At 59.4% G+C, this 15,033-nt stretch carries 14 protein-coding genes; 9 read left to right on the plus strand and 5 right to left on the minus strand.

Annotation, left to right across the window (positions count from 1 at the left end; translation table 11 throughout):
• Window positions 1-329: 329 nt before the first annotated feature.
• Entirely contained in the window at window positions 330-1,379 is a 1,050-nt protein-coding gene (locus tag MP439_09255) for a 2Fe-2S iron-sulfur cluster-binding protein (protein ID MCI2976246.1), read from the minus strand.
• Between the two features lie 218 nt (window positions 1,380-1,597).
• On the opposite strand from MP439_09255, the gene MP439_09260 reads away from it, so the two are divergent.
• The 8 genes from MP439_09260 to pcaF all read left to right on the plus strand — a co-directional run bounded on the left by MP439_09260 (window position 1,598) and on the right by pcaF (window position 8,082).
• Complete coding sequence (locus MP439_09260) at window positions 1,598-2,623, plus strand: hypothetical protein (protein MCI2976247.1); 1,026 nt, start codon at window positions 1,598-1,600, stop codon at window positions 2,621-2,623.
• On the plus strand, window positions 2,596-3,468 hold the full coding sequence (locus MP439_09265) for a 3-hydroxyacyl-CoA dehydrogenase family protein (protein ID MCI2976248.1): 873 nt from the start codon (window positions 2,596-2,598) through the stop codon (window positions 3,466-3,468). Before MP439_09260 ends, MP439_09265 begins: the two co-directional genes overlap by 28 nt.
• Before the next feature lie 117 nt (window positions 3,469-3,585).
• Complete coding sequence (locus tag MP439_09270) at window positions 3,586-4,329, plus strand: enoyl-CoA hydratase/isomerase family protein (GenBank protein MCI2976249.1); 744 nt, start codon at window positions 3,586-3,588, stop codon at window positions 4,327-4,329.
• 196 nt (window positions 4,330-4,525) lie between these two features.
• Window positions 4,526-5,011, plus strand: coding sequence for a MaoC family dehydratase N-terminal domain-containing protein (locus MP439_09275; protein ID MCI2976250.1), 486 nt, complete (start codon window positions 4,526-4,528; stop codon window positions 5,009-5,011).
• On the plus strand, window positions 5,001-5,807 hold the full coding sequence (locus tag MP439_09280; protein MCI2976251.1) for an enoyl-CoA hydratase-related protein: 807 nt from the start codon (window positions 5,001-5,003) through the stop codon (window positions 5,805-5,807). The genes MP439_09275 and MP439_09280 overlap by 11 nt, the downstream gene beginning before the upstream one ends.
• Window positions 5,808-5,810: 3 nt before the next feature.
• Window positions 5,811-6,422 (plus strand): TetR/AcrR family transcriptional regulator, encoded by a 612-nt coding sequence (locus MP439_09285; protein MCI2976252.1) that lies wholly within the window; start codon window positions 5,811-5,813, stop codon window positions 6,420-6,422.
• A complete protein-coding gene (gene paaI, locus MP439_09290; protein ID MCI2976253.1) occupies window positions 6,419-6,844 on the plus strand; it encodes a hydroxyphenylacetyl-CoA thioesterase PaaI in 426 nt (141 codons plus the stop codon). Before MP439_09285 ends, paaI begins: the two co-directional genes overlap by 4 nt.
• 38 nt (window positions 6,845-6,882) lie before the next feature.
• On the plus strand, window positions 6,883-8,082 hold the full coding sequence (gene pcaF, locus MP439_09295) for a 3-oxoadipyl-CoA thiolase (protein MCI2976254.1): 1,200 nt from the start codon (window positions 6,883-6,885) through the stop codon (window positions 8,080-8,082).
• A gap of 248 nt (window positions 8,083-8,330) precedes the next feature.
• Here pcaF and pyrB read toward each other — a convergent pair whose 3' ends face one another.
• The 4 genes from pyrB to MP439_09315 all read right to left on the minus strand — a co-directional run bounded on the left by pyrB (window position 8,331) and on the right by MP439_09315 (window position 13,386).
• Window positions 8,331-9,353, minus strand: coding sequence for an aspartate carbamoyltransferase (gene pyrB / locus MP439_09300; protein ID MCI2976255.1), 1,023 nt, complete (start codon window positions 9,351-9,353; stop codon window positions 8,331-8,333).
• Window positions 9,354-9,387: 34 nt separating this feature from the next.
• Window positions 9,388-10,896 (minus strand): AMP-binding protein, encoded by a 1,509-nt coding sequence (locus tag MP439_09305; protein ID MCI2976256.1) that lies wholly within the window; start codon window positions 10,894-10,896, stop codon window positions 9,388-9,390.
• Window positions 10,897-11,342: 446 nt separating this feature from the next.
• Window positions 11,343-12,470 carry an HD domain-containing protein gene (locus MP439_09310; GenBank protein MCI2976257.1) on the minus strand — a complete coding sequence of 376 codons (1,128 nt, stop codon included), beginning with the start codon at window positions 12,468-12,470 and terminating at the stop codon, window positions 11,343-11,345.
• Between the two features lie 172 nt (window positions 12,471-12,642).
• Window positions 12,643-13,386 (minus strand): SDR family NAD(P)-dependent oxidoreductase, encoded by a 744-nt coding sequence (locus MP439_09315; protein ID MCI2976258.1) that lies wholly within the window; start codon window positions 13,384-13,386, stop codon window positions 12,643-12,645.
• Window positions 13,387-13,478: 92 nt separating this feature from the next.
• Between MP439_09315 and MP439_09320 the strand changes: the two genes are divergently transcribed.
• The gene (locus MP439_09320) at window positions 13,479-14,942 is read left to right on the plus strand and encodes an FAD-binding protein (protein MCI2976259.1); all 1,464 of its coding nucleotides are present in this window, start codon (window positions 13,479-13,481) and stop codon (window positions 14,940-14,942) included.
• Window positions 14,943-15,033: the final 91 nt, after the last annotated feature.

The raw sequence follows: 15,033 nt of genomic DNA on the forward strand, positions 1-15,033 counted from the left end.
AACAGTCAACGCGGCCTCCAGGCGCCAAACATGTCCTGATCCAACGTGTGGGTATGTCCATAGGGACAACCGACACGGGGATGTGTTGCACTTGTCAATCCTTCGTGGGATTGCAACTGGCAAGGCGCAACGGCACGAGTTCGATCGTCACCCACAGCGCAAGTAGTCCCAGTCGCCAAATCAGGTCAAGATATCCTGGCCTATTGCGTTATCTGGATGGTTGTCACCCTCCTCCTAGCGATCGCGCTATGATGCTTGCCCCTCAGATGGTCATGCTTACTGGGGGCGTCGTACGCGCTCATCGCAGACCTGGCTCGTTCGATGCCTCACTAACCAAGGATCGACAACGAAGACAAATCTCCTTGTTGGTCGGTAAATGGTTCCGTATAGATCTCCGCTGTTCCCAAGGTTTGGACGGCGCGAGTGCAGTCGGCGACGAAGGCGTCACTGCCTGCAATGAATACCGTCGCTTCGCTAAGTGAGGGCGTGATAGATGGAAGTAAACCGGGGAGTCGGCCGTGGTGATGGACGTTGGTCGTGCAGTTGGTGTCGTGGGGATGGCGAGTGAAGGTGATCTCGACGGTGAAGTTAGGGTACCGGTGCGTGAGGAACTCGAGTTGACCGACCGGATAGACATCAGCCGGGGTGCGAGCAGAAAAGAGCAATTTGACTGGGTGTAAGAAGCCTCGACGCAGCGCTGCCTCAGTGAGCGACATGATGGGGGCGAGGCCAGAGCCTCCGGCGATCAGAACAACCGGTGTTGCGATCGCTGGGTCACCGATGAAGGATCCATATGGGCCGTTGACCATGAGGACATCGCCGACGCCAACCGATGACGTCAACCAGCCGCTGGTCTGGCCGAAGGGTTCTCGCGTGACGTAGAAGATCAGTTCGCCGTCCGGGCGCGGTGCGTTGGCCATCGAGTAGTTGCGCAGTGGGTACAGAGGATCGTTGCCCAACTGCATGTGCTGGCCAGGCCAGAACCGAATTGGTTCATCGAGGGGACGCAGGCGCAGCTCCACAATGGAAGGCGTGCGCTCGAGTCGCTCCACAACGATGTGGGGAACCTGCTCGCGAGGTGGGAAGAGGGTGGGTTTAGCGTCAGCGGTGCCCCATTCGATCTCGAGGCAGTCCGACAGTGGCTTGGCCATGCACATGGCACCATACCCCTGTTGGCGTTCCTCTTGAGAGAGTGCCATATCGAGAACGAATCCCTGGTCGAAGGTGCCTGATCGGACCTTGACTTTGCACTCACCACAGGTTCCCGCCCGGCAGTTGTTCGGTAACGCCCAGCCTTCGGCTTCGAGCGCAGCCAGGACAGTCATGCCGTCCGGGCAGGGAATCTCATGACCCGATGGGTAGAGCTTAATGACGGACATGATCCCTCCTCAAATCTCGCTGGCACACAATATATTGCTAGCGCACACTATCGCTAGTCCACAGTCTCGCTAGTCAACAAGGCAATACACCGGTTGGTTGGAGCGTTTAGGTTCGCGACGTATGGCGGTTGCCAAGAACGCTACCTATCAACACAGGTATGTGCTACTATTGTAGTCAACCGACCGAATGGTCGGTCGATGTGTGAAAGGGGAATCATATGGCACAGGCACACGAAGGTTTTGGAACTTCGATGGAGTTTCCGCCGCCAATTGAGCAACCGAATGTCTTTCCGCTCTCTTGGGAGTCCCAGACCACCAAGCTCGATGAGATCTGGGCATCGGCGCAGAAGGAGTATTGGGATCCAGCCAGACTCCCATGGGACGGGCTTCACCCCGAGCAGCTGTCGGCCGCAGAGCGCGAGGCGGTCGCGTACTGGTTCTCGTTGCTCTCAGTCTTTGATGCCTCAGCCCCGCCAGTTTTTGCGACAGCGCTGGTGCACGCCTACGAGATCCACGAGGAGGATCCCGTGCGTCGAGCGTTTTTCTCGATAACACGCGACGAGCAGAATCACGAGATCGTCTGTGGCAAGGCCATTTCGTTGCTGACGCCAGGCGGTCCTCTTCAGTACGAGCCTGAGTCTGACTTGGGACGTCGAGCCAAGCGCAATGTCGAGTGGCTCTATCACAACGGCGCTCGTTACTGGAACGGTTATAAGAAAGCTGTCCCGCGGTACTCGATGGCGGTGCTTTTTAGCTCGTTCTTGATGGGCGAGGTGGCGTCCTCAACGCTCTTCCATTACATGTACACTCATACCACAATCCCAGTCTTCAAGGAAGCCTTCCGAGCGATTGGGCGTGACGAAGGTCGCCACATGGCGATCTGTCTATCGCTGATGGAGCGAGATTACCCCAAGATCAGCGATGAGGATCGTTCGATCGTCACCAAGCAGATTCGTGCTGGCTACGTCTTCCTCTCGGGCGTTCTCTTTGAACCACCCTCCGACTTCTGGGACCTGCCTGATGACTTCATCGCCACCCAGCGAGAGATCGAAGAGGTGGCCCGTGCAGCGGGACTCGGCATCGCCACCTACGATGAGAAGCTAGAGAATTGGCGACAGGCCATGCTCAACGTCAAGGGTGTCTTGGAGCGTTATGATATTCCGTTCCCAGCGATCCCTGAGGTTGGCATCTCTGGGGAGGAGGTCACGGACGTAAATTGGGACGAGATCATTCCGGTCTTTTAGACCAAGAGAAGGTTGCGGTCGGGATCGTCGGCGGAGGAACCATGGGTTCCTCCATCGCCGTCCAGGTCTTGATGTCGGGACATTGCGCCACCGTCGTTGAGGCAAAGGCGGACGCCGCTGATCGAGCCAGGGATCGTATTTGCGCCACCGTCAATCGAGCGCGCGAGCGGGGCTTTGTCGAACTCAGTCCAGATGTGATCGATTCGCACTTGACCGTAACCGCCGATTACGAGGCCTTAGTCGATTCATCGCTGGTGATCGAGAGCGTTCCAGAGATCGTCGAACTCAAGCGCGATGTGATATCGCGGGTTCGAAAGGTGGTCCCCGAGACGTTACCGATCGGTTCGAACACGTCCTCGATTGCGATCCGTAGCCTCCAAGAGGGCCTTGTTGGGGCCGAGAACATCGGTGGCGTCCATTTCTTCAATCCGGTGCCTGCGTCGTCGTTGATCGAGATCGTCGTCGGTCCTCTCACGAGTGACCGTAGCGTTGCCTACTTTCGCGAGCTCGCAGAGCTGCTCGGCAAGGTTTCAATCGTCGTCAAGGATGTGCCCGGGTTTGCGACCTCTCGGCTCGGCGTGGCGCTGGGACTTGAGGCTATTCGCATGCTTGAGGAGGGCGTGGCGAACGCCGAGGACATCGATCAGGCGATGGTGCTTGGGTACAAGCACCCGATTGGGCCGCTGCGCCTCACCGATCTGGTGGGCCTCGACGTGCGCCTCGCGATCGCTCGTTACCTTGAACATCAGCTCGGTCCTCGATTCTCACCACCACCGCTGCTCGTCTCTATGGTGGAGGCTGGCAACCTCGGGAAAAAGTCCGGGCGAGGCTTCTTTGTTTGGTGATCGAGGTCAGGGTGGGGCCTGCCATAGAGGTATGGCTCGATTGGGACACCTGCTGCGTGGAGACGTCGACTGGAGGCTCGACGACTTCGAGCGGGCTCCAAAGGTCGGTGGCCAGCAATGACGGCAACGGATTTTGTGGTCGTCACACGTTCCGAAGGTCTGGTAACGATCGGTCTCAACCGACCTGATAAGCGCAATGCGCTCTCGCTCGTGCTGGTGAGCCAGCTGCGCGCGGTGATCGAAGAACATCGGCATAAGCCAGCAGTCTTGATCATCACATCGGCGAACCCGAACATGTTTATTGCTGGAGCGGACATCGCTGAACTCGACGCCAGGGGTGAAGAGGAGGCGTTTCGCGCCATCAATGTTGAGCTCTTTGACGCGATTGCTAGCTGGCGTTGGCCGACGATCGCAGCCATCGACGGACCTGCCTTTGGCGGCGGCCTTGAGTGCGCTCTCGCCTGTGACCTGCGCATCGCATCTCCTCGAGCCCGGTTCGCCCAACCAGAGCTTGGGCTTGGTATCCTGGCGGGAGCAGGAGGCAACTGGCGCTTGCCAGAGCTCGTGGGATTGGGCTTGGCCCGTCGTATGCTGTATCTCGGAGAGGTGATCGATGCTGATCGGGCCTTGGCGGTCGGACTTGTCGACGAGCTCGTCGAGGAGCCGGTGGCCCTAGCCCAACACTGGGCCCAACAGATGGGCACCAAGCCGTGGCGAGCGCTTGAAATCACCAAGCTCGCCTTGGGTTCAGGGGTCCGCCCATCGTCACAACTGATCGACATACTCGGCCAAGCGATCCTGTTTGAATCCGATGCCAAGCGCGAACGTATGCGCTCATTTCTCGAACGGCGTTCTTCCTAAGACGCTTGTCTGACCCGACAGAGTCGAGGCTAGAAGGTTGATTAAGGCTCGATGAATAGGTACTAACGACGGGCCAAGGGGGGCTCGTGCGAGAGAATGACGGGGCGATCAGCGGTTTTCCGCTAGCGTTCGTGGGTGATCCGTGCATCAGTTAACGTGAGGTGTGGTTAGGAACAAGACGGCGAAAGGTGATGTGATGCGCAACGTCGAGCTTTCGGAGCGGTATCCGATTCTCTACAAGGGTTATGACGTGATTGAGATTGGCGAGCGTCAGGTGACGCGCGGACGTACCATCACCGATGGTGACATCACAAACTGGTGCGCACTGACGGGCGACTGGTTCTATCTCCACACCGATGCCGAGGCGGCCCGAGCGTCGATGTTTGGTCGCATTGTTGCTCCCGGCATCATGGTCTTTGCAATGGCCACTGGATTAGGGGTGCCTGCCGATTCAACGGCGATCATCGCCAACTATGGATCGGATGCAATCCGGTATCCGCACCCTACCTTCGTCGGCGACACGATCCATCTTGAGGCCGAGGTCGTGGCCAAGGATGACAAGGGTGGCGACCGGGGTGTCGTCTCGTTGCGCTGGCAGGTCTTTAATCAGGATGCCGTTCTCGTGTGTACCAGCGTTCTCAAGGTGCTCGTGGCCGCGGAGGTTGCTCCCTATGGCCTTTGAACGCACGCTGCCGAATGAGCGTGTCAGCACCGAGGTCGTAGTCTTCGATCACCATGACGACATCGCCTGGCTGTGGCTCAATCGCCCACAGACGCTCAACGCGACAACCGAGGAGATGGTAACAGCCATCAACCGCGCGTTGGATGAGCTCACCGAAAACCCTCCGCGGGTCCTTGTCCTCGGTGGCCTCGGTCGGGCGTTTTGTGCCGGTCGGGACCTCGGTGAGGCGAATCCGGAGGCCGAGGATGCGCACGCCATCCTCGCAGATTGGTACAACCCATTGATTGTGCGCCTCGCCAGCTTGGAGACCATCACCGTTGCTGCGGCGCACGGCGCGGTGCTTGGAACCGGTCTTGGGCTAGCACTTGCCTGTGATCTTGTGATCACCACCACCTCGAGCCGTTGGGGCTCACCCTTTGGCCGGATCGGGGCGGTCCTGGACTCGGGTGGCCATTACTTTTTTGCCAACCTCGGCGTTCCGAGGACTTTTGGCCTCATCTTGTTGGGCGAGCTCATCGACGGCAACCAGGCCTTCGAGTATGGCTTGGCCTCTCGGGTGATCGACGATGCCCGCTTTGATGAAGAGCTTGACCGAATCGTTGGCCACCTTGCCAATGGACCGACACAGGCGTTCTTGGCCTCCAAACGCATCCTCAATACCGAGCGGCTGCCCCGGCTTCGGCGTATTCTCGATCTTGAAGCTATCGAGCAGGGCCGTTGTGCGACCACGGCCGACTACCAGGCGGGCATTCGCGCCTTCATCGAGCGGCGTGAACCTCGTTTTGAAGGGTGTTAACGTTTGTCAGAATCTCTTTCCGATGAGCGACGTCATGAGATCGCGCGCCTGGCGGTGAACCGCTTTGCATTGCACGGCTTCGATGGCACCTCAATGAACGATCTGGCCCATCACGTGGGCCTCTCCAAGGCTGGTATTTATCATTACTTTCCGACCAAGGAGGCGATTCTTGCTGAGGCGTTGCTCGGCTACTCGCAGCGGTTGTTGGCAACGGTGAGAGCTGCTGCCGGTGAGCCAGGTGGCCCGGTCGAACAGCTTCAGCGGGTGATTGAAGCGGTACTGGTGCTCTATCGCGACGCTGACGCCTATCATCAGGCCCAGATCAACGATCTGGCTCGTCTACCATTGGATGATCAGGAGATCATCCGCGACAACGAACGCCAGGTGGTCCGCATCATGGAGGCGATTGTGGCAAGCCTTGGTGAGGGCCTCGATGAGGCGACGATCAAGGCGCTGACGATGTCGACGTTTGGTATTTTGAACTGGAATGCCCGCTGGTTTGGCGAAGGACCGGGAAGACTGGATCTGGCAGAGTACATTCGAGTGGTGACCTGTTTTGTCGCTGGAGGCGTCGCCCGAGTACGATGCGAGACACATTTGGAGGTGGATTCGTGACCGATCAGGATTTGGCTGACGCTTGCGCGGCCGCGATGTATGCGCGTGATCTCGCATCCCAGGCACTTGGCATTCAACTCGTCGGTGTCGGCCCTGGGACGGCTCGCATGACGATGGAGGTGACCGATACGATGGTCAACGGACATCGGATCTGTCATGGGGGCTACATCTTCTTGCTCGCCGACACGGCCTTCGCGTTCGCCTGCAACACCTACAATTGTGTGACCGTCGCCCAGAGTGCGTCGGTGGAGTTTGTGGCACCCGTGCATCGCGGTGATCTCCTGCTTGCGATCGCGCACGAGGTGACCCGATTTGGACGTAATGGTCTCTACGACATCAAGATTGAGCGCGATGGCGATATCGTCGCGCTCTTCCATGGACGCTCTCGGTCGTTGAGTGAACCGGTGCTAGAGGAGGATTGAACGCTTCGGCGAGTCGAAGTTTGAAAGGAGACATGAACATGGCAAGAGCTTTTGTGGTTGGTGGAGTGCGTACGCCTTTTGGACGATATGGAGGAGCACTCTCCTCGGTTCGGACCGACGATTTGGCGGCGATCGCCATCGGCGAGCTGGTGGCCCGCTATCCGATGGTCAAGGACCAGGTCGATGAGGTGATGCTCGGGTGTGCCAATCAGGCGGGAGAGGACAACCGCAACGTGGCTCGCATGGCGTCGTTGCTCGCAGGGCTCGGTGTCAACACCCCGGGAGTCACCGTGAACCGGCTCTGTGGATCGGGACTTGAAGCGATCCTGACTGCCTCTCGACTCATCCAAAGTGGAGACGGCGAGATTGTGATCGCTGGTGGGGTCGAAGGGATGTCACGAGCCCCCTTTGTCATGGGCAAGGCCACGAGCGCCTTCGATCGATCGATGGAGGTGTACGACACCACCCTGGGTTGGCGTTTTGTCAACGATCGGCTGCGCGCAGAGTTTGGGGTGGACTCGATGGGAGAGACGGCAGAAAACGTCGCCGAGGAGTTCTCGATTGCACGAGACGATCAGGATGCCTTCGCGATGCGTTCCCAGGAGCGCACCGCAAAGGCTCAAGAGAACGGTCGGTTGGCGCGAGAGATCATTCCTGTCGAGGTCAAGGGGCGTCGCGAGACGGTGGTCGTCGACATCGATGAACATCCCCGCTTGAGTTCCATGGACAAGCTCGGCCAGCTCCGCCCGGCTTTTCGTGCGAATGGCACGGTGACCGCAGGCAACTCCAGCGGTCTCAACGATGGGGCCGCGGCCCTGTTGGTCGTCAGTGAGGCAGTGCTCGATCGGTTTGGACTCACGCCGTTGGTCGAGGTGGTTGGTGGAGCAACCGCTGGGGTTCCACCACGTATCATGGGGATCGGGCCGGTTCCAGCGTCCAAGAAGATGATGGAGCGACTCAACCTTACGATCACCGACTTTGGGGTGATTGAGCTCAACGAGGCGTTTGCGGCGCAGTCACTTGCCTGTCTGCGTCAACTCGGCTTACCAGACGATGCTGACTGGGTCAACCCAAATGGTGGGGCAATCGCTCTTGGGCATCCACTAGGTGCCAGTGGAGCCCGCCTGGCCCTTACCGCCGCGACCGAGCTGAAAGAACGAGACCTCGACCTCGCGCTCGTCACCATGTGCATCGGAGTTGGTCAAGGAATTGCAGCGGTGTTCCGTCGGGCACGCTAACCATAGCTTCGCGATAGCCAAGCTTGGGCCCAGTCCTGACAAACAAGTCCTGACAAACGAGCCCTGACGATTCATGGGTGATCTAGCTCTTGTGTGTACATGGGGTCAAGCGAATGAGCTCGGTGATGGGCGCGGGATTGCTGGATCTCTCTGGCGAGGAGTACCACGTCGCTCGCGTCGGGGACGGTAGACCCTGATCGGTGCGCATGGGGGAGATCAAATTATCACGCCGGTGGTTCACCGCGTGATCAGGGCCACACGGTCTCGGGGGTCGGTCGATGCCAGTCGGCGTCCCGGAAGGTGGATTCGATGGCGTCACCAACACCGAGGATCAGGCAAAACAGGGCCATGCGGATCGGTATCCCGCGATCGGTTTGACGAAAGATCGCCAGCCGAGGGTCGTGGTCAAGATCGGTGCTCAGGTCGTTGGAGCCAGCGGTAGCGTCTCTGGGGAGGGGATGCATGACGATGGCCCTTGGTCCTCCGAGGTGGTCAACGAAGAGACGATTCACGTGAAAGTCCTGACTATAGCCTTCGATCTGCTCACCCTGGAGCCGCTCACGTTGGATTCGTGTCGTGTAGATCACGTCGACGGTATCTGGCTCGTTAGGGATCTGGTTGAATTCAATCACCTTATGCCCACGTGTCTCGGCATACTCGATAATCGAGGTGGGCATCCGCAACAGGTCGGGTGCGAGCAGACTGAAGGTCATGTGGTCGAACAGGCTGAGTAGCTTCATCAACGAGTGCACCGTTCGGCCGTATTTGAGGTCACCGACGAAGAGAATGTGAGCCCCATCAAGTCCTTTGCCATGGACCGCGAACTCCTCTTCGATGGTGAAGATGTCGAGGAGCGCTTGGGTTGGGTGCTCGGCGGCACCGTCTCCGGCGTTGATCACTGGAACCAGTGACGCCTGTGCGAACTGGGCCACGGACCCAGCTTCGGGGTGTCGCACCGCCATGATATCGGCGTACCCGCTGATCACTCGGGCGGTATCAGCGATGGATTCACCTTTGGCCATCGATGAGAAAGTGAGCCCCACCGTCTCCTGTACCGAGCCTCCGAGTCGTGAAAAGGCGGCGCCGAAGCTGAGGCGAGTTCTCGTGCTCGCCTCGAGAAAGAGGTTCATCAACACGGCGCCTTCGAGTACACGTGTGATCTTGTCTCGACGCGCAACTGGGGCGAGCCGTCTGGCGACTTCGGTGACCTTAGCGATGTCGTCGCGATTGAGCTGGTCAACCGACAGAAGATGGTTGCCGAGAAACTCCACAGTGCGCTCCTTTGCTCACGTTGCTCAGCTCACACTAGTTGCCGATGCGGGTAGCGTGACCTTCCCAAAACGGTTCGCGTAGATCGCGTTTGAGAACCTTGCCAGCCCCGGACTTGGGCAGTGGTTCGGCGCGCAGATCGATCTTCTTTGGCACCTTGTGGCTCGCGATCTGGGTACGCAGGAAGGCAACGAGTTCGTCGGGCGTGACCGCCTCACGGGGCACAACGACGGCATGGACCGCCTCACCCCACTTGGGGTCGGGGATTCCGAAGACGGCGGCCTCCTGTACCTTGGGGTGCCGGTACAGCGCATCCTCGACTTCGATGGTGTAGACGTTCTCTCCACCGGTGACCACCATGTCTTTGAGTCGGTCGATCAGGAAGAGATGCCCGCTTGGATTTCGATAGCCCAGATCGCCCGTGTGATACCAGCCGGCGCGCAGCGCTCGGGCCGACTCCTCCGGAAGGTTCCAGTAGCCTCGCATGACGTTGTTGCCTTGGATGGCGATTTCACCAACCTGACCCGGGGGGAGCTCTTGGTCGTCGGGATCGAGTACGGTGACGTTGACGCCAACCGCCGGTACGCCGATCGACCCAGCGAGTTCGTCGTAGAGGTGGAGCTCTTCATGAGGAAAGATGGATGCGATGGGAGAGGTCTCCGTCGTTCCATAGAGGTGGAGGAGCTCGGCTGACGGGAAGTGGTGATGGCTGATTTTTAGGATTTCAAGCGGTGCGGGTGATGCGCCATGGCTCAGGAGCCGCAGTGAGGTAACGTCACGCGGCGCGGTGGCCATGACGTCGTTCATGGCGAGCATCATCGTTGGAACTGCAAGCGTACCGGTGGCTCGCTCGGTGGCGATGAGGTCAAGCGCGTGTTCAGGCGAGAAAGCACCCAGCATAATTTGGGTAGCACCGAGCCAAACTGAGGCGAGCACCAAGCAGGTGCCGGCGGCGTGAAACATCGGAGCCATCACCAGCCAACGATCCTCCTCTGACAGATGTGCCCACGCGATCGCGGTCCACGCGTTGGCAAGGAGGTTGCCATGGGTGAGCATGACTCCCTTTGATCGTCCGGTTGTTCCTCCGGTATAAAAGAGACCGGCGAGTGTCTCCTCATCCGGTTTCATGAGAAAGTCGGCGGCCTCTGCGGTGGCGATCGCGCTATCGTAGGCGTCTGGAATCGCGATCAGATGGGGGATCATGTCGGCGATTGACGAAAGATCGCGGTCGGTGATGACCACCTTGACCTCAGCATCAGCGAGTGCAAAGGCGATTTCAGCCATGGTCGAACGAGTGCTCAAGGGTACCAGAACAAGGCCATTGGCGGGGACACCAAGATAGACCTCGACGTAACGATGGCAGTTGTTGGCAATGATGGCGACCCGATCACCCGGCGCCAGACCAAAACTCTGAAGAACGGCGCTCAATCGATGGACCCTGGTATTGAGCTCACCAAAGCTATAGTGGTGATCCCCGCAGACGATCGCGGTCTTGTCTGGGGCGATACTCACTGCACGCCGCAACGGATCTTGGAACGAATGCATAGATCTCCCCTCTGCGCAACACTCTAGCTCGCGGTGCATGCTTGGTATCTCAGTTCAACGTGTCTCAGTTGAACCCGTTGGGCACCGAGGTGTGCGCCGCCGCCCTTGAGGCCATACTACTCGGCACCCAATAGCACAGGGAGACCTTTGGTGTGGGTTTCGATTTCGGCACCTGAGGGGCTCTGGAAGCGGCTTGCTGGTGGTTGGCTCAGATGACTGGGCTGCGCAGCCGCCATTGGATGCAACGAGCGAGGCTTGATCGCTTCTTGCATGGGACTCTATCGTCGTGTTGACTCTTTGTGCGATGACGAGCAACCGGATGGTTCGCCTGGTGCCCCTCATGCCATCATGCCTCGGACGAGTAGGTCACCAATGGCTTTGAGTCGAACGGGTGCCAGCGTTGTGAGAGGTTGCTGGTGTCGTTGCTCCGGCCATCGAGATCAGCATTAATGGTGAAGGTCGATCCCCATCGGTAGCCGGTCGGTCGGCCAGCCGATCAGCTCGTGGGCGAGTGCGAAGGCAAAGCGATCGGTCATGCCGGCGACGTAGGCGACGGCTTGGAAGGGGAGCGATGCCGACTCGTCATATTCGGGAAGTGATGATGGGTGAGCGATCAGGTAGTCGGTGAGCGATTGCAGGAGGGCGATGACGGCCTCGCTTTGCGCCGTTGACGCGTCGGATGTGTAGATGTTGGTGTAGTTGAAGGATCGGAGGGTCGCCAGCGCCTCGCCGGCGGTCGTGCTCAGGCCGATGATATCGGTGGTGAGCGTCGTGGTGATGACGTCGGTGATGAAGAAGTCCAGCTGTTGGTTGCGATGATCCCCGATCAATTGGGTTAGGTCGCGGGGGACCTGGTGGCGTGGCAAGATGCCCGCTCCGATGGCGTCTTCGAGATCGTGGGCACAGTAGGCGATCCGATCGGCGAGGGCGACAACCTCGCCCTCTGGCGTTGTCGGTCGTGGTCGTGACCACGAGTGGTTGGCAATTCCGTCGGTGGTCTCCCGACACAGATTGAGCTGAGCCAGCGTGACGTGGGCCCCCCAAGGGGCGTGATCGAATCCATCCTCGAGGAAGGGCTCAAGTGCGACCTCGCTGGCATGACCTCCTGGACCGTGTCCACAGTCATGGCCAAGGGCAATCGCCTCCGTGAGATCGGCATTCAGCCGAAGGCGACGGGCGATCGCCACGGCGATCTGGGCTACCTCAAGGGCGTGGGTGAGTCGGGTACGCTGATGGTCGGCCGGGAAGATGAAGACCTGCGTCTTGCCCGCTAAGCGACGAAAGGCACTTGAGTGCAGGATTCGGTCTCGGTCTCGTTCAAAGCAGGTTCGATAAGGATCTGGCTCCTCCGGTTGTGGCCGATCACCAGCGCCACGAGCGAGAGTGGCGGCTCCACTGAGTGCTAGGGCCTGCTGGTCTTCGGTCGCCTGGCGATCTATAAGCGTTGTCTGGATTGAGAAATTGTCGTCGTGGGGTGTTACGACACCACTTGGGGTTCGATGGCCCCCCATCGTCGCGGTCCATTCGCGCTGATGGTCTCGCTGGTGGCCACCACTAAGCCTGGCGCTCGCCATTTACTCCTCCTCTGCTAGCCCTCGTTGTGGTTGACCGATTCTTGGTCAACGATCGTTCGGCCAGGATGACCGGGGCGATCGGTCTTGCTAGGGACAGTCTTGGTTGAGGGTCGGACAACGATGGTAGTGATGGGGCACCAGTTGGATGCATCTGGCCCTTGGGTCACAACGCTCAATGCTCATGGCGGGTGACATTGAAGGGACCAAAGCCCTGATCTACCGGCATCAGTGAAACGGTGTTGATGTTGACGTGGCTGGGCAGGGTGACGATGTAGCGCACTAGGTCGGCGATGTCGTTGGGATTCAGTGGCGTCATGTTCGCATAGACGCTGGCGGCCCGTGCCTCGTCGTTGTTGAATCGCACCAACGAGAACTCGGTGTCCCCGACCAGCCCCGGCTCGATGTCGGTCACCTTGACACCGGTGCCCGCGAGGTCAGCCTTGAGGTTCAAGCTGAACTGACGGACAAAGGCCTTAGCTGCACCGTAGACGTTACCGCCGGGATAGGGGAACTCGCCAGCAACTGATCCGAGGTTGATAATGATACCGGAGCCGCGGCGAACCATCTGGGGGAGCAAGGCATGGGTAAGGACCGTCAGCCCTGTGACGTTGGTTGCAATCATCGTCAACCAGTCAGATAGTTCTGACTCCTGCGCGTTGGCGAGCCCAAGGGCTCCACCGGCGTTGTTGACAAGGACATCGACCTCGCCAGCGAGCGCCACCACCTCGTTGATCTGAGCGTTGTCGGTGACATCGAGCACCTTGGTGGTGACACGCTCGTTGCCAAGGCGATTCGCGAGATGGGTGAGACGATCCTGGCGTCGGCCGGTGATAAGGACTTCGTAGCCGAGTTCGTGCAGGTTGATGGCGATCGCCTCCCCGATTCCAGAGCTGGCACCAGTAATCATGGCTTTCATGGCAAATTCCTTTCGTTCTATACTGACGTTATGGCCGCCCGCTTGGTGGACAACCCGTCAACCGAGCGTCCCAGGAAGAGAGGTGATCGATCGTGGCGACCCCGCAGATTGACAAACTCGTGACGAGCCTGCGCTCCACAATCTCCTCGACTTCAATAATCCTAGAGGCTCACGAACGCAGCGCTTATAGCTGTGACGGACTCACCAGTCATCGGGCGGTACCCGAGCTCGTGATCGTCCCCGATACCCGTGACGAGCTGGTAACGGCGGTGCGTGCGGTGATCGACGCTGGGTTGCCGTGGGTAGCGAGAGGAGCGGGAACCGGGCTTTCTGGCGGCGCGCTCCCCGATGAGGAGGGTGTGCTGGTGGTGACGGCGCGGCTGAACCACATTCTCGAAGTCGATGCCTTCGCACAGATCGCCGTCGTGGAGCCGGGTGTGGTGAACCTCGACCTTTCAAAGGCGGTCGCAACCTATGGCCTCTACTTTGCACCGGATCCATCGTCTCAGATTGCCTGCAGTATCGGTGGCAACGTCGCGGAGAACTCCGGTGGAGCCCATTGTTTCAAGTATGGCTTTACCACCCATCACGTGCTTGGGGTAGAGCTTTTGACCCCAACTGGTGAACTGGTCTGGCTGGGAGGCGAGTCGATGGATGCACCCGGGCCCGATCTGCGTGGTGTGGTCATTGGATCGGAGGGGACCCTCGGTATCGTCACGAGAATCGTCTGTCGGCTGTTGGTGCTCCCTGAGCTTCGTCGTACCCTGGTGGCCTACTTCGACTCGGTGGCCGAGGCGGCGCAAGCGGTCAGCGATGTGGTGGCCCGGGGGATTACCCCGGCCGCCATTGAGATGATGGATCATCTTGCCATCGAGGCGTGCGAACGTGCCACCGGAGCTGGGCTTGACGTCTCGGCCACCAGCTGTCTGTTGCTTGAACTCGATGGCGAGGCTGATGAGGTGCTGGCCGAGTTTGAGGCGGTTCGTCTGCTCATGGCCGAACATGGCTCTACCAAGGTCTGGGAGGCAGCCGATGAACGTGAGCGGGCGTTGATGTGGTTGGCACGCAAGGCGGCGTTTGCAGCAGCCGGGAGGGTGGCGCCCGCGTACATTGTTCAAGATGGGGTTGTGCCACGATCCTCGTTACCTCGCATACTCGAGGGTATCGGTCGCCTTGGCGAGACGGCGCAGCTCGCGATCTTAAATGTCTTTCACGCTGGTGATGGCAACCTACATCCGCTGGTCACCTATGACCCGGCGGTGCCAGGACAGGAGCAGCTCGCCGAACAGGTGGCGGCGCAGATCTTGACGCTCTGCCTTGATGAGGGTGGCTCGCTCACCGGCGAGCACGGTATTGGTGTGGACAAGGTCTGTCATATGCCTGAGATGTTTTCCGATGATGATCTTGTGACTTTTGGACGACTGCGAGGCGCCTTTGATCCACTCGGACACTGCAATCGTGGCAAGCTCTTGCCGACACCTCGGCTCTGTGGCGAGCGTCCGGGTCGTTATGTCCCCCATCCACTCGAAGAAGCCGGCCTCGGTGAGCGTTGGTGATGTTGGTGCTGCGGCCCTGGGAGTCGAGATGCAGTGGGAGTCGAGGCCCAAATGTTGAGCTCGCCAGCCCAGTGGCCTGTTTGTGCCCAGG

Origin of the sequence: Ferrimicrobium sp. (assembly GCA_022690815.1) — a bacterium.
GTDB lineage: Bacteria > Actinomycetota > Acidimicrobiia > Acidimicrobiales > Acidimicrobiaceae > Ferrimicrobium.

Coding starts and splice junctions, on each gene's coding strand:
- MP439_09255 (MCI2976246.1), bottom strand. CDS start 1,379: ATGTCCGTCATTAAGCTCTACCCATCGGGTCATGAGATTCCCTGCCCG.
- MP439_09260 (MCI2976247.1), top strand. CDS start 1,598: ATGGCACAGGCACACGAAGGTTTTGGAACTTCGATGGAGTTTCCGCCG.
- MP439_09270 (MCI2976249.1), top strand. CDS start 3,586: ATGACGGCAACGGATTTTGTGGTCGTCACACGTTCCGAAGGTCTGGTA.
- MP439_09275 (MCI2976250.1), top strand. CDS start 4,526: ATGCGCAACGTCGAGCTTTCGGAGCGGTATCCGATTCTCTACAAGGGT.
- MP439_09280 (MCI2976251.1), top strand. CDS start 5,001: ATGGCCTTTGAACGCACGCTGCCGAATGAGCGTGTCAGCACCGAGGTC.
- pcaF (MCI2976254.1), top strand. CDS start 6,883: ATGGCAAGAGCTTTTGTGGTTGGTGGAGTGCGTACGCCTTTTGGACGA.
- MP439_09305 (MCI2976256.1), bottom strand. CDS start 10,896: ATGCATTCGTTCCAAGATCCGTTGCGGCGTGCAGTGAGTATCGCCCCA.
- MP439_09310 (MCI2976257.1), bottom strand. CDS start 12,470: ATGGCGAGCGCCAGGCTTAGTGGTGGCCACCAGCGAGACCATCAGCGC.
- MP439_09315 (MCI2976258.1), bottom strand. CDS start 13,386: ATGAAAGCCATGATTACTGGTGCCAGCTCTGGAATCGGGGAGGCGATC.